Origin of the sequence: Methylomonas lenta, from assembly GCF_001644015.1 — a bacterium.
GTDB lineage: Bacteria > Pseudomonadota > Gammaproteobacteria > Methylococcales > Methylomonadaceae > Methylomonas > Methylomonas lenta.
Genome location: NZ_LUUI01000090.1, coordinates 24,066 through 43,609, shown reverse-complemented (window position 1 = coordinate 43,609; position 19,544 = coordinate 24,066). Strand labels below are relative to the sequence as shown.

At 48.0% G+C, this 19,544-nt stretch carries 15 protein-coding genes; 6 read left to right on the top strand and 9 right to left on the bottom strand.

Going from position 1 to position 19,544, the window contains the following annotated elements; translation table 11 throughout:
* Nucleotides 1-382: 382 nt before the first annotated feature.
* Entirely contained in the window at nt 383-520 is a 138-nt protein-coding gene (locus A1359_RS21850) for a cold shock domain-containing protein (protein WP_232322152.1), read from the bottom strand.
* On the opposite strand from A1359_RS21850, the gene A1359_RS23780 reads away from it, so the two are divergent.
* From A1359_RS23780 to A1359_RS07330, 4 genes are all read left to right on the top strand, one after another.
* On the top strand, nt 514-729 hold the full coding sequence (locus tag A1359_RS23780; RefSeq protein WP_332310072.1) for a type I restriction-modification system subunit M N-terminal domain-containing protein: 216 nt from the start codon (nt 514-516) through the stop codon (nt 727-729). The genes A1359_RS21850 and A1359_RS23780 overlap by 7 nt on opposite strands.
* Before the next feature lie 442 nt (nt 730-1,171).
* Complete coding sequence (locus A1359_RS07340) at nt 1,172-1,447, top strand: HU family DNA-binding protein (protein ID WP_066980292.1); 276 nt, start codon at nt 1,172-1,174, stop codon at nt 1,445-1,447.
* A gap of 102 nt (nt 1,448-1,549) precedes the next feature.
* A complete protein-coding gene (locus A1359_RS07335) occupies nt 1,550-1,882 on the top strand; it encodes a hypothetical protein (RefSeq protein ID WP_066980289.1) in 333 nt (110 codons plus the stop codon).
* A complete protein-coding gene (locus A1359_RS07330; protein WP_066980285.1) occupies nt 1,882-4,182 on the top strand; it encodes an EAL domain-containing protein in 2,301 nt (766 codons plus the stop codon). Before A1359_RS07335 ends, A1359_RS07330 begins: the two co-directional genes overlap by 1 nt.
* A 252-nt stretch (nt 4,183-4,434) precedes the next feature.
* On the opposite strand, the gene A1359_RS07325 is transcribed toward A1359_RS07330, so the two are convergent.
* From A1359_RS07325 to A1359_RS07310, 4 genes are all read right to left on the bottom strand, one after another.
* Complete coding sequence (locus tag A1359_RS07325; protein ID WP_066980282.1) at nt 4,435-6,294, bottom strand: diguanylate cyclase; 1,860 nt, start codon at nt 6,292-6,294, stop codon at nt 4,435-4,437.
* Complete coding sequence (locus tag A1359_RS07320) at nt 6,291-9,815, bottom strand: response regulator (RefSeq protein ID WP_066980279.1); 3,525 nt, start codon at nt 9,813-9,815, stop codon at nt 6,291-6,293. The genes A1359_RS07325 and A1359_RS07320 overlap by 4 nt, the downstream gene beginning before the upstream one ends.
* A gap of 182 nt (nt 9,816-9,997) precedes the next feature.
* The gene (locus A1359_RS21840) at nt 9,998-14,101 is read right to left on the bottom strand and encodes a PAS domain S-box protein (RefSeq protein ID WP_157200498.1); all 4,104 of its coding nucleotides are present in this window, start codon (nt 14,099-14,101) and stop codon (nt 9,998-10,000) included.
* A 411-nt stretch (nt 14,102-14,512) separates the two neighbouring features.
* Complete coding sequence (locus A1359_RS07310) at nt 14,513-15,487, bottom strand: tyrosine-type recombinase/integrase (protein ID WP_066980276.1); 975 nt, start codon at nt 15,485-15,487, stop codon at nt 14,513-14,515.
* A gap of 257 nt (nt 15,488-15,744) precedes the next feature.
* On the opposite strand from A1359_RS07310, the gene A1359_RS07305 reads away from it, so the two are divergent.
* Both A1359_RS07305 and A1359_RS07300 read left to right on the top strand, forming a co-directional pair.
* The gene (locus A1359_RS07305; protein WP_066980273.1) at nt 15,745-15,996 is read left to right on the top strand and encodes an antitoxin; all 252 of its coding nucleotides are present in this window, start codon (nt 15,745-15,747) and stop codon (nt 15,994-15,996) included.
* Entirely contained in the window at nt 15,993-16,304 is a 312-nt protein-coding gene (locus A1359_RS07300) for a type II toxin-antitoxin system RelE/ParE family toxin (protein ID WP_066980270.1), read from the top strand. Before A1359_RS07305 ends, A1359_RS07300 begins: the two co-directional genes overlap by 4 nt.
* A gap of 256 nt (nt 16,305-16,560) precedes the next feature.
* On the opposite strand, the gene A1359_RS07295 is transcribed toward A1359_RS07300, so the two are convergent.
* From A1359_RS07295 to trbL, 4 genes are read right to left on the bottom strand one after another with little or no spacing between them, the layout of a single operon-like run.
* Entirely contained in the window at nt 16,561-17,259 is a 699-nt protein-coding gene (locus A1359_RS07295; protein ID WP_066980267.1) for a TraX family protein, read from the bottom strand.
* 37 nt (nt 17,260-17,296) lie between these two features.
* Nucleotides 17,297-17,848, bottom strand: a complete 552-nt coding sequence (locus A1359_RS07290; protein ID WP_066980264.1) for a transglycosylase SLT domain-containing protein — start codon at nt 17,846-17,848, stop codon at nt 17,297-17,299.
* Between the two features lies 1 nt (nt 17,849).
* Nucleotides 17,850-18,125: a TrbM/KikA/MpfK family conjugal transfer protein gene (locus A1359_RS07285; protein WP_232322150.1), complete on the bottom strand. Its 276-nt coding sequence runs from the start codon at nt 18,123-18,125 to the stop codon at nt 17,850-17,852.
* A 14-nt stretch (nt 18,126-18,139) separates the two neighbouring features.
* Nucleotides 18,140-19,531, bottom strand: coding sequence for a P-type conjugative transfer protein TrbL (gene trbL, locus A1359_RS07280; RefSeq protein WP_066980261.1), 1,392 nt, complete (start codon nt 19,529-19,531; stop codon nt 18,140-18,142).
* Between the last annotated feature and the right edge of the window lie 13 nt (nt 19,532-19,544).

Genomic DNA, 19,544 nt, shown 5'->3' with positions numbered 1-19,544 from the left:
ACGTTACGTTACGAAGAACAGTTAAAAATGGTTCAAGAGGCCCTCAGGGAAGGCTTGGAAAGCGGCATCAGTGATCAGTCAATTGATGACATTATCGACAGCAAAGAGACAGAAATCTAATCGCTTCTCAAAGGCCAAATGTTGGCAACAAAACAGGCATAGCGACACCGTTTTCGTACATTTTTGAGGCCGACTTTAGGGAGCGACATGGTTAGGATATTTCAACGTTGCTAAAACAGGACATTACTATATTGCATTAACAGCATAACTTCGCATAACACGGGTTATGTTAAAACATAGAAATTTAACGCCGTAATTTATAATAAAAACAAGTGCTTAAGTCGGATCTGGTTTTACGCTTTGCGAGCCACTGATTCGACGACTATACAGGGGTCACGTTCTCAGCTTGTGGTCCTTTGGGCCCAGAGGTCACTGCCAGGGTCACGCGCTGGCCTTCTTTCAGGCTTTGCCTTCTACTATTACTGCCATAAAATTCTCTTACTTTAACAAACCATTTCATCCCTCTCTCCGCCTTCATCTGGTCAGTCACTGACCTGCTACGCGGCGATTAGACAATCAGATTATGGCAAGGTTATCTTGCCATTCACCGTACTGCGCCGACTCGACTGTGTATTGGAATCCACTAAAGATGCCGTGCTGGCCGAATATACCAACAAACAAAGAGCCGGCATCAATCCTGAACTGTTAGGCTTGGCAAGGTTTTTATAATACCCCACATTGTGAGAATCCCCGTGCCCGAATACCGTTGGCTTCCCGTTCCATATAGACCAGAATTTCATCGAAGCCTTTACGCCCAATACTGCCTTGGGCCAATTCAAAATTAGGATTGGCTTGGGAAAATTATCAGCACGCCACGGGCATTGTTCGCTTTGGCTTCTGCAAATTGTATCCTTAATCCATTCCTGCGCCGCTTGCTGCGGGCTGGCAAACCTCAACACTCATTCAACTCAGATTCCCGATAATTTTACAGCCAAGGAGCGTAGCAGTGCGGAAATAGCAGAACTACTGGAGTGGATATTGATGAAAAACAAACTTATGAAGGGAGGCATGTTAGATCATGAAGGCGATTTTCAACTATTATAATGAATCTGAATCAAGTTAATCCATTACACGCATTTAACCTAACCATTAATTTAAGGAGTATCTCTGCATGAACAAGTCAGAACTGATTACGGCTATCGCTGAACACGCAAATTTGAGCAAAGCAGACGCAGGGCGTGGCTTAGAGGCCATAATGAACACCCTAGAAACCGCTTTAAAAGCAGATGATACAGTTACTTTGGTTGGTTTTGGCAACTTTGAGGTCAAGCAACGCGCAGAACGAACAGGCCGCAACCCGCAAACGGGTCAGGCCATTACGATTGCGGCAGCAAAAGTTCCGTCGTTTAAAGCGGGCAAAGGCCTGAAAGATGCAGTAAACGGCTAACCCTCTGCTGTTTGAGAGTATTCGCCTCTCTAGCAGACAGATTATCGGCGCATTCTAACGTCTTTAACATAGCTTAAACATCAAACCCCCATTCCTGACTTTATGACAATCGACAGAAAAACCCACATTAGTGCCCAAGTCGGTGAATATGCCATCCCGCCATTAAAGGACATGTTGGTTTTAGGGAAACAGGCACCCATCGGTTGCATAGCCATGCGCAGAGCCATAGAGCTTTTGATCACAGCAACATATGCACATATCGAAATTGAAGATGATGTCATTTCGGATATTTTAGTTCGTCAGCATTTATTGAAACGAGTCTCCAGAGACGGCTTGATCGATTTTGTTTTGACACATGTAAAACCAATGATGGGAGCCGATGAGATTATGCACGCTGAATTAAATATTAAGGTGTTTCTGTCTGAGGGCATGTAATGGATCGGTTGATTGTTCGAGACTGCTTACTGCCACAGATAAGTCGTGTGTTGGAAGAAGAGCGTCCTGGGACTGTATCAAACCAGCCATTGTATGCTGTATTCAGGGAATCCGTTGATAATGGTATTTTTTGCGGACTAGCAACTGCGCAAGACGTCATGCAGCACCCTAGCTGGATTTTCGCTGATTTAACTGAGCACCGAGAAAGTAAATGCGTATCTCTGGATATGAGTGTGGATCGGGCGCTGAGAACCATGGACCAGCACGACCTGGATGCATTACCAGTGCTTGAGCAGCAGTCATTTGTAGGCGTCGTAACTCGGCAAAGTATTCTGAACGTATTGCTACAGCGGGAGCGGACCTTACTAAAGCAAACACGCATATTAAATAAAAGACTAGCGGAGGAACATGAGCAGATTGTTTCCTGGTCAGAGAAACTTGCCAAACTACATGAAGCCTCACGTAGTTTGCTAACGGTATTGGCACATACGTCTATTCAAAATGATCTTCTACAAATCGGCATTGAATCGCTTGCCGAGTTATTGGAAGCGCGGTATGGCGCCATTGGTATTCTGGATGCGTCAGGCGAACTTAACCATTTCGTTTATACCGGCATTAATGCCGAACTAGCAGAACGTATCGGACAATTTCCGCAAGGAAAAGGGCTTTTAGGCGTCGTCATTCAGAACAATGTTTCGCTCAGGCTTGATGACATGAGCTCACATCCGCAAAGCGTCGGCTTTCCTGAACATCATCCGCCTATGAAAACGTTGTTGGCGGTGCCTATTGCCTATCATGATCGAGTATATGGGCGTATCTACCTCAGCGATAAGGAGAACGGCGAGCTATTCAGCAAACAGGACGAAGACTTAGCCTTCAGTTTTGCACACTCCCTATCATTGGTGTTGGACAATGCCCGTGAAATTGAAGAAGTCAAACAAGCTCGCCAATCCTTGGATTATATGGCGCATTTCGACGCGCTGACTGATCTTCCCAATAGAACCCTGCTAAAAGACAGAATGGATCAAGCCATTTCTCAGGCCCAACGTAAACAGCGTATGGTCGGGGTCCTGTTTCTTGATCTGGATAATTTCAAAGTGGTTAACGATACCATCGGTCACACTTGCGGTGATGAGTTGTTGAAAAGTGTCGCTCAGCAAATATCGGATTGTTTACGCGAGGGAGACACCGTCGCGCGTTTGGGCGGCGATGAGTTTATCGTGTTACTACCCGATCTATCGGATACTCAGGATGCCGCTAAGGTGGCGAATAAAATACTGGAATTGTTGAACTCCCCGTTTGATATTGGTCAGCATGAAGTTTATGCAAGCGTCAGTATCGGCATCAGTATTTATCCTCACAATTCCAAAAACATGGAGGGACTTTTGTCTAATGCCGATGGCGCTATGTATTACGCTAAAAAATTGGGGAAAAACAACTATCAATTCTTTACGCCGGAAATGAACCGTTCGGCACAACAGTATATAAAACTTGAAAAATATTTGCGGCGAGCTTTGGAGCAGAATGAATTCGTGCTGCACTATCAACCCCAAGTCGATGTTAAAACTGGGAGAATCATAGGAATGGAGGCTTTGATCCGCTGGATGAATCCCAAATTAGGTTTGGTTAATCCGGCAGATTTTATTCCGCTTGCAGAAGACACCGGTTTAATCGTACCGATTGGCGCCTGGGTATTGAAAACGGCATGTAAACAAGCCAAATTTTGGCAGCAAAACGGGTTTCCTATTCGCGTTGCAGTGAATATGTCGAGTCGTCAATTTCATCAAATTCAAAGTCAACAACAAAGCCAACATCCGCTTTTAGACGACGTTCTGAATGCACTGGATGAATCAGATTTACCGCCTGAGTTACTCGAGCTGGAGATCACTGAGAGCATACTGATGCAGCACCTTGATACGACGATGGAGATTCTCAATGCACTCAAAAACATAGGCATACGTTTATCGATTGATGATTTCGGCACCGGCTATTCATCGCTCAGTTACCTTAAACGTTTTCCCATCGACATACTCAAAATTGACAAATCTTTTGTCAACGACATTACAACCGACCCTAGTGATAAAGCGATTGTTGCCGCTATTACCGTCATGGCTCAACAACTAAAACTCGAAGTGGTTGCTGAAGGCGTTGAAACCTTGGCACAGCTGGAATTTTTACGAAAATTACAATGTAACTTTGTGCAAGGTTATTACTTTAGTAAACCGTTATCGGCAGATGATGGTTATGCTTATTTATTAGCCCAAGATGATTTGAATAGAATGGGCGCTTCAATAGGCTAAGGGTAAGGACGGGTGTGGGTGACGCTACGGTTTATAGGGTATTGGCTAAAGCGAGAAAAGCTTAATTTGCGGGTTATATAAATAATACTAGGCGGTCGAAGATGGTGGTTTTTGCAGCTATGTGGTCGCTATCCGACCAATTTGCCGGCATTATCACTTCGCTGTTGTACCAATGCTCTCCCAATTGATTAAAAAATCGCACTTCCGAAGTCAACCAAGACTGTTCTGGAGCAGATTTTAATCAGATCACGTTTACAACTCAGATGCCAGCTGCGTAGCGTTACGACGACCCGCCTTGACGACGTATAAAGCCCTATCGGCCTGTTTGATTAACTCATTCCAGCCGGGTTGATTGCCTATGGAACCTGCCACACCAATGCTGACCGTGATAGGTCTCTTTAACGCAAGGCCATTTGGCTGATGTGTTTGGATGGCTATGCGAATGCGTTCTGCCAGCAAAACAGCGGTTTTGCCGTCGGTATTCGTAGCGATAATCAAAAATTCCTCGCCACCCAAGCGGCAGGCGATATCAGTCGCTCTGGATGCCGCTTTCAGCAGCTTGGCGGTATGGGACAGAACTTCGTCACCGGCATCATGTCCTAAGGTATCGTTGACCAACTTAAAATGATCCAAGTCCAGCATCAGGACGCTGATAGGTCGGTTGTAGCGCTGTGCCGACTCCCATTCCTGCGCCAGACGAGCCAACGCATAGCGGCGGTTAGGCAGGTCGGTAAGAAGGTCAGTGTTGGCCATAATGCCCAGCTTACGATTGGCCACCGCTAATTCGGCGTTGGTGCGTTGAATGTCTTGTTTTTCCCTTTCCACTTCTTGTTGCAGTGTGGTGATACGCTGCCCGGCACGAATCCGCGCCAATAATATTTTTAGATTAACGGGTTTGGTGACATAGTCGTCTATGCCGACGTCAAACGCTTCTACCAGTTCATCTTCGGTTTCGGCTGCCGTCAGCATGATGATGTAAAGATTTTTGCCGATAGCAGAACTGCGCAAGGTTCTGCATAGCGCTAACCCATCCATCGGTTGCATGCGCCAATCGGTAATGATTATCTGCGGTTTGTTTTCAAGTACGTGTTTTAATGCGGCTTCGCCATCAGGGCATACTGCGACGTGATGGCCGGCATGGGTTAATTGTTTGGATAAACGGACGAGTATCAGCGGATCGTCATCGACCAACAATATATCCAGACCCGGTAATACATCAGATTGCTCGGCTTGAGTCGTTGGGAATGCAAGGCGTGTGTCTGTTTTAATGTTGATCAGCTTGCCCCAATCCTGCCATTGCTGGTTGATTTGATCAATAAATTGGCTTAAGGTCTCGTCTGTGAAATTGTGCGGGATCGCTTCTTTTTGTACATCGGCTAATAAGGCTGCACGATATTGATCATCCGCAACACAATAGTGACTCAACTGCCTAGCAAAGGCTAACTGACTGGCAAAACGCACTGTACGCGTGACTTCGGCCTGTGGTGGCTGAAAACTCAGTTTTAGTGCGTCCAAAAACAAGCCGGGTAAACCCCAGTCCTGCATCAGCATCAGTGTCAGTGCTTTGTGATCGATAGCAAATCGTTCGCATTCCAGCTTAATTAACGTATCGCCTTGCGCGGAACGCAGACATTCGCCAAAAATATCCGGCCAGACAGTGGCTAACGCGAGTTGGCCTATTTCCGATAACAACCCCAGCGTAAAGGCTTCTTCAGGTGCTGCAGTCCGCTCGCGCGCAGTAAGTGCGGCAATCGCCACTGCCATGGCCAGCGATTTCATCCAAAAGGTGTTGTAATCAAAATCCGCGCAGTGGCCTTTGCGATTATTACTGACTAAAGACAGGCTGAGGGCAAAATTGCGTACTGCCTGCATCCCCATCATTTGCACCGCCTCATTGACGTTGGCAATCGGTCGATGTGCGCCAAAAGCCGCAGAATTGGCAAAGTTAAGAATACGCGAAGTAAGGGCAGGATCCACTTTGACCGCCTCAGCCAATTGCTTTACGCTGGTGTCATCTTTTTGCACCAGATTCATAATGGTCAAGGCTGTGCCAGAGGGAGAAGGTAAGCGCTCGGCAGACTTTAGCGCATGAAAATTGAATTCAGTGCTCATTTCAGGGGTCCTTGCTTTTGTTCTAAGGCACTGATCAAGCCGGCAGCAGAGTCGGCTACATTTTGAGCGAGGTTTTGAAAGTCGGTTGATTCACCTTGGCGCGCCTGGTGCTCAAGTAGAGTTGCAGAATGGACTAACTGTTCAGCACAAAAATGCCCGGCCATACCTTTGATAGCATGGGCCACATCGGCTAAAGCCGTCAGGTCGTGGTTAATTAAGGCATCTTGAAGTACCTGTAGTCTGGCTGGAATCTCTTGCAAGAATAGGTCGATCATATCACGGAGTAATTCATAGTCATCATCCAAGTACTTCAAGGCAGCAGCTTCATTCCATATGGAATGCGGGTTATGATCGTTATGCGTGTCTTTTGTTTGTTTTGCTGTCATTTTACAATGCGTGGCATCTCCCAACCAGTGCGCGAGCATTTTTGCCAGTTCTGATCGGGCTATGGGTTTGCTGAGAAAGTCATCCATGCCGGCCGACAGACATTTTTCGCGCTCTTCCTGGGAAACATGTGCGGTTAAAGCGACTACGGGTGTGCGTAGGCTATTGTTTGTTAATTCCTGTCCACGCAATATGCGCACCGCTGAGTAGCCATCCAGGATGGGCATTTGGCAATCCATCAATACCAAGTCATAGGTTTGTTGGGCAAGTTTATCCAGTGCTTGTTGTCCATTCTCTGCCAAATCGGCACTACAGTTAAACTTGCCGAGCATGGCCATGATGACTTTTTGATTGATAATGTTATCTTCAACCACCAATAGACGTAGGCTATTGTAATCGGGCAGGGCTTGTTGATCGGGTACAACTTCAGGTCTGTGCGTTTTGTTTTCAGACGATTGCAAGGCACTGATTATGGCATCAAATAATTGCATTTGCCGAACCGGCTTTAACAAGATCTGCGCAAAACCCAATGCCATTTGATCGGCTTCAAAGCTCAATCCGCCTGAGCTAAGCAATAAGCGAGGGGTGTCTGCAATAGTTGGGTTAGCAGTTATCGCTTGTGCCAACGCACAGCCGTCCATATTGGGCATATGCAGGTCGGTCAGCAATACATCAAACGCTTGATTATTGTTGCTGGCCGCTTCCAGTGTCTGCAAAGCGGTTAAAGCATTATCCGTTTCGCTGACGAGCATGCCCCAATGGTCCAGGTAGTGATGCAAAATTTTACGGTTGGTCGCATTGTCATCCACGATCAAGGCGCGTTTGCCAACAAGAGCCTGCAGCTGCTCAACATCCGTATGTTTGGCAATTTCCAATGGCAGATTAAACCAAAAGCAGGCGCCTTGACCGATCGCGCTTTCCACGCCGATGGTACCCTGCATAATATGGACTAGATTTTTGCTAATGGATAAGCCCAGACCCGTGCCACCGAATCGGCGGGCGGTGGAGCTGTCGGCTTGAGAAAATGGTTGAAACAAACGGGCCTGACCTTCCGGGCTCAGACCGATACCGGTATCCTTAACCTCAAAACGCACAGTTGTTTCTTTAGTGTTAACGGCCTGTGGCAACAGATTGACGGACACTTCACCCTGATCAGTAAATTTGACCGCATTGCCTATCAAATTGCTCAAAACCTGGCGGATGCGGTTAGGGTCTCCCAGCCAGCGCTGCGGCAAACTAGGCGGCAAAAAACAATTGAGTTCTAAGCCTTTTTCATGGGCGCGAGCCGACAACAATGCGCACACTTCCTCGACCAGCATAGGCAGGTTAAATTCGATATGCTCTAGCTCAATTTTGCCGGCTTCCAGTTTTGAGAAGTCTAAAATGTCATTGATGATGATTAACAAAGATTCGGCCGAATGGCTGGCCGTCGTGATCAAATCCTGTTGTTCACGGCTCATCGGGGTATCTTTCATAATGTCCAGCATACCCAAAACACCGTTCATGGGCGTGCGAATCTCATGACTCATATTGGCCAAAAATTCAGCTTTGGTTTTAGTGGCTTGCTCGGCGATATCACGAGCCGTTTCCAACGACTTTTTGGCTTGTTCCTGCAACAGTGCCAGTGCCAGCATATCGCCGACTTGTTGCAGCATGGTTAAGCGTGATTCAATTTTGACAGGGTAAGGGTCGGTATATAAAAATAAAATACCCAGGGTGGCGCCCGCTGACATAATCGGCACGATGTAATGACCATGTGACTGCATATCTTCGAAGACATGATCATGCCGTGGGTCGCAAAAACAATCGTCGGAGATGATCATTTCCTGGGCGATAGCCGCTCGACCACATAAACAGGCGCCGAAAGGAATGTGTTGTTCCCGGCGAATGAATTCCTCGCTGAACTGGCCATGCAACACAAACATGTCCAGAAAATCCTGCTCGGGGTCTTTTAAAAAAACACCGCCTTTACGCTGCAAATCAAATTCTTTTAGATTAAACAGAATATCCAAAACCCGCGTGATACGTTGTTGGAGCGGAAGCGATTGTTGCAAGGTCTCGGAAATAGCCAGCCGGGCTTTAGTGTCGGCATTTTCCATGCGTAGCGATTGTTCTTTATTCACCTGATCACTAATGTCGCGCTGAATTTGCACATAACCGAGTAATGCCCCGGCATCATTGCGAATACTGGTAATACTGATTTCGGCCCAGTAATCCCTCTGGTCGGGTGGGGTGGTTTGTCCCGCAATATTAAACGGTGCCGGACCATGACGTCTGCTGAGCAAACGACCGTTCCAGGCATCACCTTGGCGTAAATGCTGCTGCATTTGGCGCAAGGTGTCCGGGTCGGCATGAGGACTGTCGAAAAGTGTCGGCGTTTTACCTAAAATGGCTTCCGCTTTCCAGCCGGTAAAGTGGCATAAAGAAGGGTTTACATACTGAATGCAGCCATGATCATCGGTGATAAGTATCATTTCGCTACTGGCATCCAATGCTCGTTTTAGGATTAACAGACTATTTTGATGATCTTTAGTTTTACTGATGTCCTGCGCAATCGAAATGTATTGTGAAGGCTTATTATCATCGCCCAGCAAAGGCACGATGCTGGTGTCGACCCAATAAAATTGGCCTTGTTTGTTACGGTTGCAGACTTCGGCTTGCCAGGGTTGTCCATGGCTAATGCAGTGCCATAGGTCGCGGATAAAAGCTTTGTCATGATAGCCCGAGTTGATGATGCGGTGATCCTGGCCTAGAAGTTCGTTTTCATTGTAGCCGGACACGTCACAGAACTGGCGATTGACATGGGTAATGCAGCCATTGATATCGGTTATGCTAACCAGAGCATGAATATCCAAAGCCCTCAGCAATTGTTGATTGTATTGGATTTGCTGTTCATTACGTATGTGTTGGTCGCTGATTTTTCTTGCCAGCGGACGTAATGATAGGCTCCAAATGAGCGGGGAAACCAACACAGATAGTAAGGTTGTATTGAGTGTTATTTCCAGCAGTGGTGTTAATGCAATTCCCCATTGTGGCAAGACTTCTAGCAACTGCATGACTAAGGCTTCTGCAATGGCTATGACGCTGCTGATAATCAGCAGGGAAGAAATGAATAAATGGGTAATCGACTTTTTCATGGATGACAGATTGATCTGAACAATATATGAAAAGTAGTTGAAGCCAGGGGGTATAGCAATTGTTAGCGAAAAAAGGGCTAACAGGTTGAAGAGGAGTTAACGGCCTCCCTGGTTTTGCATGCTCTCTTACGGTCACCCATCAACGACCAAAACAGTCATTAATCGTCCAACGATTCTCTCTACTAATGGGTTGCCTCCACCAAGGTCTCCAACTGTTCAAGCAAAGTATCGCTCAAGTCATGGAGTTCACCTAGCCTATCAAGTACCGCTAGATTTTGGCCCCGTGCCTTAAGATCCAGTAAGTCCCCTGCTAATGTATGTATCTGCCTGTGCAGCTGTTCAATAACCTGGAGGTCTGGCGGTGCTTCTTGGCGTTTTAAATTTTCGGCATCCAGCCATATACCGAAGCGGCAATGATGTTGATTCTGTGGCGGCAGAACTTCAAGCTCTCCCTTAAGGAAGGCTTCGATAGAGGCAATCCAATAACGATGTTCGACAATGGCAAATAGTAAAGGTAAATCATTGCGACTTACCGAAGGCACATCATGCCAGGATGGATCGGCCCGCCAAGTAGTTGTCCAGCAAGGTAACTGATTTGCTGGCATGGGGCGAGCGATACCATAGCCTTGTGCTAGTTTACAGCCGAGTTTCAGCAACATTTTACCGTGCGCTATAGTCTCTACCCCTTCAGCTATAACTTCGCGGTGGAAAGTCCTGGCCAAGCCTACAACGCCCTCAATAATAGCTAAATCATCTGGATCGTCGAGCATATCGCGCACGAAACTCTGATCGATTTTGAGTAGAGTGACCGGCAAGCGTTTCAGGTAGGTTAACGAAGAATAACCTGTGCCAAAATCGTCAAGAGCAAAACTTACCCCTATTGTCCGACAAGCTTCGATAACATGGGATACTCTGATTACATCTTCCAGTGCGCTGGTTTCCAATATCTCTAGCTCCAGATCGCCAGGACTGATATTCGGATGAGCTATCAGCAAAGTACGTAGGCGTTCGATGAAGTCTGTTTGCTGCAATTGGTAAGCACCGACATTGACGCTCACCGGAATAGTAAATCCAGCGGTATGCCAGAGCCCCATTTGAGCTAGGGCTGTGTCGATAACCCACTCACCGATGTCAATGGCCAAAGGATGACCCTCTATCGCGGGCAGGAATTCAGCTGGCGATAGCAAGCCTTTTTCAGGGTGTTGCCAACGAATCAGCGCCTCGGCACCGATGACTATCCCCGTATGCATATTCACCTTGGGCTGGTAATATAATACAAACTCGTGCGTGCTCAGGGCATACCGGATGCGTTCCAGACTTTCGTGATGGCCACGGATGCTGCTGTCTTGTATAGCGTCGAATTCGTGGTAGCAGTTTTTTCCAGCCAGCTTGGCTTGATACATGGCCTGGTCGGCTTGACGTAGCAGTTGATCCGCCTCTACGTCTTCCGCCTGTGGATAGAAGGTAACTCCGAGACTGGCCGAGACTTGAAGGACAAGATCATCGGCATATACCGGTTGAGATGCTGCTGTGAGTAGACGTGTAAGTATTGGCCCGCTGGCTTCTATGTCGGCCAAATCGAGCAACACGACGACGAACTCGTCGCCACCTAGGCGCGCAAGGGTATCACCTTCGCGCAGGACCTGCTTCATGCGGGCGGCCACGGTCATCAGTAACTGATCACCGGCTTCATGCCCATGGTTGTCATTAATGGCTTTAAAGCCATCAAGGTCGAGAAAAGTCACTGCAAGTCGCTGACTGCGGCGTTGCGCCTGAGCCATGGCTTGGCTCAGGCGATCAGCCAGCAGTACCCGGTTGGGCAGACTGGTTAGCACGTCGTAGTGAGCAATGTGCTCTAGTTGCTGTTCATGCTCCTTAATTGAAGTGATGTCAGAAAACAACGCCACATAGTGTTGCGGGATGTCCTGGGCATCCCGCACGGCGCTAATGGTTAACATTTCAGCGAACACTTCGCCATTCTTGCGCCGGTTCCAGACTTCTCCGTACCAATACCCATTTTCAAGCAAATCGCTCCACATGGTCTCGTAAAACTCTTTCCCCTGCCCGCCTGAGCTGAGAATACGCGGGTTGCGGCCCAGGGCTTCATCCAGACTGTAACCAGTGATACTGGTAAATGTATTGTTAACATCGATGATCGTGCCATCAGCGGCGGTGATCATAATGCCTTCGCGAGCATGTGTGAAAACACTAGCTGCCAACTGGAGTTTTTCTTCTGCGTGTTTACGGTCAGTGATCTCCTCATAAACACCTAATAACCCAAACACTTCGTTGTTCTGGTTTCTGAGTTGAACCTTAGAGGTTCGTAGCCAAATTAACTGACCGTCTGGCGTCGTCTGAGTTTCATCATAAGAAAGCTTGGCGATAGCTGACGCAATCACGGCGCGGTCATCAGCACGATACAGATCCGCCTGTGCGGCCCATCCCATCTGATAATCGTCCTTACCGATCACATCCATGGGGTGCTTCATTCCTGCATCCTTAGCAAACGCCATATTGCAGCCGAGATAGCGTAAGTTGAGATCCTTCCAGAAAACCCGTATCGGGGCTGTATCAATCACTGTCATCAGTAGATTTTTTGATTCAGCAAGTGCCGTTTCCAACTCTTTGCGTTTGGTAATATCGGTTTTTACGGCGACGTAGTGAGTCACTACACCCATTGAGTTCTTGACAGGCGCAATGTGAGATTCTTCCCAATAAAGTTCACCATTTTTACGCTTATTAAGCAGCTCGCCATGCCATGCATCGCCTTTCGATAGCGTATTCCACAAGTCCAGATACTGTTCTTGGGGGGTCTGACCTGACTGAAGAATGCGCGGATTTTGTCCAATGGCTTCAGCGGTGTCATAGCCGGTGACTTTGGTAAATCGGGAGTTGACATACTGTATACAGGCATTCAGATCGGTGATGACCACTGATGCGGGGCTTTGCTCGACCGCGGTAAAAAGATTGCGCAGCATTTCCTCAGACTGCTTGCGTTCAGTAATGTCACGCAAAGCCGAGCGAGAGTACAAAATGATTCCGTGTTTGTCGCATACGGCCGAGGCATTCAAACTTACTTCGACTATGCTGCCGTCCTTCCGCCGTAGTTGCAACTCCAGGTTATGCAATTCTTTCAAATCCATGAATTTCTGGAACCCTGACCGGACAATGCCTGCACAATCAGGGTGGTAAAGTTCGAACACAGATCTGCCAACGAGCTCTTTTCTGCAGTAACCTGTTACATTCAACAAAGTCTGGTTGCAATCAATGATATTTGTAGTCTGGGCTTCGACCGATAAAAACATGTCGGGAGCATGGTCATAAAGGTCGCGATATTTTTTTTCCGCCTCTTTGCGCTCAACTTGCCTCCGATAGAAGAAATAACCCGCAATGCACATGAAAACTAAAACCATCGGTATGATGTATTTCAGTAAGTCGCGCAGGCCGACCTCTTTAACCTCGTAGACACCGAACCATTTATCGTAGAGCGCGTTATAAATACCATTGGACTTGGTGAGCGCGAGCCCCTCGTTGATCTTGCTTAACAAGTCAGATTGCCCATTTGCTACGGCAAATGAAAACTTCTGTGAAAACCCTGCTTTGACTTTAAGAGCCTCGATGTTGGTTAGCCCCAACTCTTGCAGTGTCTGAATTCCGGCCAGCTTACTGAGTAGCATCGCATCATGTTGACCTGAAGCCAGTAAACGCATGCCTTCGGCAGAGGTGTCCACCAGAATCAGCTGTTTCTCCCACCCTTTTGACTCGGCATAGTCATGCGCAAGGTCAGCCTTAAGCACGATAATGGATTTTCCAACTAAATCATCTTCAGAGGCGATATGGGATTCGCCCTTGCGTACGAAGATTGCGCCGTGAACGATGACATGAGGAACTGTAAAGTCGGCAAACTGATGACGCTCTTCAGATTGAGCAAGGTTAATCAAGACATCGACCTTACCCTCCTTGAATTCTTGAAGGATCTGATAGAAAGGTCTGACATGGAGGCTATATTTCAAACCGACTTCTGCCGCCACTGCTTCCCATAGATCGACAGTAAAGCCACCGGCAGTAGCATCGGTCATGCCTATAGCGAAGGGCGGATAGTCTTGTTCGCTGCCCACGACCAAGACATCTTTTTGTACCTGAATAGTTGGAATGGGTTTTTGTGCGGTGACGCTAGCTTGATTAACGGATGTTAAAGCCTGCGCAAATCCACTTGCCATTAATAAGAAAAGGAAGGGGACGACGAAAGCCGCCAAGGAATGATTGAATTTCTGCCAAATATTCAAAGGAATTTATAAAGTTATTTCAGCGGGGAATTAATAACGTCAGTATATACCGACAAGATCTACCCAGTTTTGCTAACTATGCGGGTATAAGTTTTATATTTTCCTCATGCCAAGACCTGCTTTAGCTCACTTTATTTACCTGATCAAGAATTATCTGCATCGCGCATCAGCCTGACCCGGTATTTGAAAACGCATATCGAAAAATGCCGGTGATTCCTTCAAAAGCTGATCTGGACAAGCAAAGCGAGTTTTATAATTGACAGACTGAATCCGTTGCTGGAAAGGGAAAAACGAAGCAAGCCTCGTGTCTTTTTATCAATGTCGCACACTTTGTCATGGGTGATTAGAGCGTTTGTTTCTAAAATCATCCGCTCAAAATGGTACCAAGACTTGCAATCAAACATCTATAACTCAAATTAACAGGCAGCTATCTAGCTTTAGTAGCCGCCATACATTGAAATACTTGAATGTCGAATAATGGCGTGCGCCGTGCAAAGGCGGCGCTTTACCAGTGGGTGAGAGACCCACCCGGCTAAATCGCTCCGGCCGGAGCTGGGTGGTGCCAGTCGCCCGAAAACTATGATAGCCAATCTTGGTGGCGATGCCGGCGGCGGCTACCCGACGCTGAATCATTGCATGCGCATTGGCTTGCCCCAGGGATGAGACGCTCATCCGACCGGTACCGCGACCCATACTGCGAAATAATAATCCCTTGGGATCATCGCTTAGCCCGGCCCCATCGATATAGGCCATGAGATAATCTTCAAGGTGATGGTGGCAGGGCATTTCGTGGCGTTTGCCACCTTTCTCCCGCAACCGCACCCACAGACGGCGATTTTGCGTGTAGACGTCCTCGACCTTCATGCCCAAGGCCGCGCCGATGCGAGCGAAGGAATAGATCATCAAAGCGATCAGGGCCCGGTCGCGCAGACCGACGAGTGTGCCGGTGTCGATGCTGTTCAGCAGGCGGCGAGCGTCTTCGCTATCCAGCACTGGCGTCTTGCCGACTTGTACCCGATGCGCCGGACCGCGCACTGAGGCGGCGGGATTAAGTGACACTATCTGTCCGGTCACCAACCAGTCGAAACAATGGCGGACGGCGGCTAACTGTTGCTTCACCGTTGGGGTAGAGACCTGGCGAGTTTTGCCCTCGACCCAGCTGGCGACATGCAAAGGCTGCACCTCAATGATCGAGACGACACTCGCCGTCACCTCGCACCAATCGAGAAATTCCGTGACGGCGCGACCATAGGCCCGTCGTGTGTGCGGGTTGCGGATATTGGCCGCGAAAAACTCCAGAAAGCGGCGATGCGCCCGCTCGCCGGCGGCGGTTATCAAGCGGGGACAGGTCGTAAGCGATGATGCGTTAACGGGTTGATTCAACATGGGCGTTACCTATTGTGATTTGAATTAGGATTCGAGATCCCATCAAAATCAGTAGCTCTCATCCCTTAATAGGGTAAGCACACGAGTTCTTGGTTTTTTTATGGGGTTTGCATGTTGTCTAAAAAGCCTTTGTTTATTATTAGAAAAACGGGTCTTTTCGAACCAGGCTTTGCAGCGACCAGGGCCTAAAAACACAAATTAACATTTTTACATTTTTGTGCCATAGTGTGATTTTAAGCCACCGAACGGATGGGACCATGAGCCGCCTGACGATAGAGATCACCGATCAACAGCATCAAAGCATTAAGGCAATGGCTGCCTTGCAGGGTAAAAGCATCAAGGAATATGCCATGCAGCGTTTGTTGCCGCTGACCGCCGATGAAGAAAAAGCCATGCAGGAACTGGAAGCGTTCTTAAAACCCCGCATTGAAGCCGCCGAACGTGGCGAAGTCGTCAGTGCGTCCGTTCATTCCATCTTTGAGGAAACCCTGGCCAAGACAGATTCATGAGCCTGCCCGTTGATTTTACGGCGGAGGCTATCCAGGATTTGTCCGCTATTGCCCGCTATACCGATGACACATGGGGGCGTGAGCAAGCGTTTCGTTATGCAGAATTGTTAAACAAACGCTTCCTGGCTATTGCGGAAGGGCGACTATTCTCAAAGGTGCTTTTCCCTAAGTATCCCCAGGTCCGGGTTTGTCGTTGTGAACATCACTATATTTTCTTCATGCATCCACCCGAAAGCCGGAAGCCCGTGATCTTGGCCGTGCTGCATGAACGTATGAACCTGTTGGCGAGGCTCAAGGACAGGCTTTGAGACGGGACATACTGACCGGTGATAAACCCCATTATCACCGATAGGTATAGCTCCCTTGTGCCACTCGACTCGTTATAACGAAAGGTTTACGCCGTAGTCAATTGGCTCCAAATCGCGCTCTCGAAGCTAACTACGGACAATTGGTTTTTCGCGCATGACCATGGTCGCTATTGCCCAAAATCGCACGAATCCTTACGGTGCAGTCACCCAAATTAATGCGAGGATTGCTAGTCGTTTTTTGGCCATAAATATCGCCTTATAAATTGCTGAATGTCGTGTCTGTCATGGATATGATCCACAAGACACTAAGATGCAGTGGGTAAAAGGCATAGAAGGCCCATTGGATGCGGGGGACTGGCAATCGCACTAAACAGGCCATCAATGCAACCGGCAACACGGCCAGCGCCCAGTAATTACCGCTGATCAGACGTAACGACAGAATGGATATAACTGCAATAATTACTGGGGCAAGCCGTGGTGTTTTACAGTACCACCACGCAGATAATCCAAGCACAAGACCGGGCCACCAATATTCGACCACTGAGCCGCCCAGCAAAAACACCACTGTACCCGCGAGGTAGCCAGTGACTGTTTCGTACTCGATTAAATAAATGGTGAGCGTGAGAATCAATAACGCAAACATAAAATTTAGTGGCCACCACCCAGCAAGTAATCCACCAAGCGCTAGGAAGGCTGGTGTTGCTAACGATCCACATAACGCTAATCGCTTAATTATCCGGATATGTACACCACGTTCGAACGACCTTGGCCTAGCAAGGTTATAGGCAAGGACTAAAACAAATAGCGGCATTGCTAAGCGGCCTATGTTGAATAAAACAGGAATGGCTCCCTTATATAGATATTTGTTGGTGTGATCGATAACCATTAGGATCAGGGAAAACCACTTGATGGCTTCAATGGTGCCATCTGCCACAACGACACGAGGATAGTTCATTTCATCCTTCCTTATTTTAGCGGCTAAAATGGGATGGTTAGTCAGAGCTAACCATAATTTTGCGAGGGACGTAGGTCATGCTGGCCATATGCAGTTGCATCGGTTTTTGATACTCCGGCGTTATGGGTTCGGGTTGTACTTGAACGACCTCTGCTATTCCACCCTTTAAAAATGCATCCAGCCAATCGGCCCATTTGTTGGCCCTTACCATCAAATCGGCTTTATACACCCCGTTGTAATAAGGGGTTCTTGAATGATAATTGGCGACTTTTGTCCATAAATCACCCTTATCGTCTTTGATATGGACGGCCAGTCGCCAGGCGGCTAGATCGTAGGGATAACAACCTGACCTTGCTACATCCTCTGGCGTAATGCCGTATTTTGCCAATTGGTTTAGGTACGATGTGTTGAATTGCATTGGTCCCACATCGTGGGTTCCGTTTGTATTCCTTACCCATTGCCCAGGCTTTCCGCCCTCTTTCTCGGCGACTGCCAGCACAATATTCGCGGGTATATCGTATTTTGCCGCCGCAGTGATCGAGCATACAATCCGCTCTTGTTGTTGTGGAGGAATGTCGATTGCAGGCATATTATTGTCTCGGGCACTGATTTAAAAAATTCGCGCGAGCCGTTGCTGTATCACTCATATCGTCGAAATCAATTCCGAAATAACGATTTAATGATTCCTGGCACTCGTCAGGTTGTCTGTTGCTTGCTAGGCAAAGAATTGCTTCGCAAGCTAATTTCCTATCGCCTGTGAGCCATTGAGGTGTCGGGACTGACGGTGTTCTCTGGGTGTTGGACTGAGCATGCACTAGCATCGGGAATATGCTGATTGCAGCAATGCATAATTTTAAAGCGTTCATGAATTGTTCTCCTGTTATGCTGAATGCGCGTTACCGCTATCGTTGTTAGTGAATGCCGCGACCTCTTCATCCGGATCAACCGTTTCATCCGATCCCGATAGGCTATCGCCGCCAAACGTGGGAGTTGATTGCCCGCTATTGCTTATTGCTGCCGCGACTTGTCCGCCAAACGTATTGCTGGTTCTGTCCATCATTTTTTTCTTTGCGACCTCTCCAATTCCGGTTGCAAGATTTTTAACCATTGATGGCCCATATTTGGACTCATTTGCCTGCTTTGAGGAACCACTGCCTCCCATTGCTTCGCTAAGTGGGGTTGTTGTGTTCGAAGTCGAACCGCCATTGGCGGTGCTCTGACTGCTTTGAAGATAGTCGGCTGTCATTCTGGAAGCTCCGTCCGCCCCACTTCCGACGAATTCCGCGGCTTTATTTGATGCCGCCATAATGGCTTGCATACCGCCGCCGATATTTGTTGCTCCAGCGGCAATCGCTCCGCCTGCAACGCCAATGGCGGCTCCGGCAGTCGCAGCAGCCGCCATTGCCGAGCCGGCTCCAAACCCATTACCCAGTGCGCCGGTTCCTCCACCGAATGCGACTTGCCCAAGCATAGGGGGCACTTTATTGACCAATAACAACAAAACCACTGATGCAACGAGGAATGAACCCATATCCGCGTAGGTCATATCGACCTCCATTGCCGCGACATAATCATTGATAAAGGCTTGACCTATCCCAACAATCAAAATCATCGTCATCAACTGAATGGCGACGTTTAACACCGTTTTGTAAAAGCCGATGGCCATGTCCGTAGTCCATCGGCCACCGCCAAAGCCAAGATATATAACGCCGGCGTAGGCAAGAATCCATCCACTAACAAAGAGCACAAGCATATTAGTGGCGATCAGGGCCATGATCACCAGCACGACAGCGCCCATGATAATTAGCGCCGCACCCTCTACCGGCTCCCAGATTGAGGACGCCGTAATCGCCTTTCCGAATACCTGAAATCCCGCATCAATAATGCCGGACGGTGTTACCGCACCTAATCCGGCCGCATTTGAGCCTAACGTTTGCAGCGATGCAAAAATGCCGGTTGCCATTGCCGGACCGTTACTCAAAAGCCACCAGAAAAACCCTGTTGTAATCGTGAAACGGAGGAATTCGGTATAGAACTCGCCAATATCTGCCTTTCTCAATAGTAAAAAACCATGCGTCCATACCATAGAAATTAAGGCCAGCACCCAGAATAGCCAGATTGCTCTTGCAGTAATCGCATCGGCCCAGCCAGCCGCCGCACCGGCAAACCGGCCTTGAACATCGTCCATAATATTTGGCCCATCTATTGCCGCCAAAGCGTCAGTAGATGCGACCATCAGGATGGCTACAATCAAGAATATTCGTTTATTCATTTGCCTTTTCTCG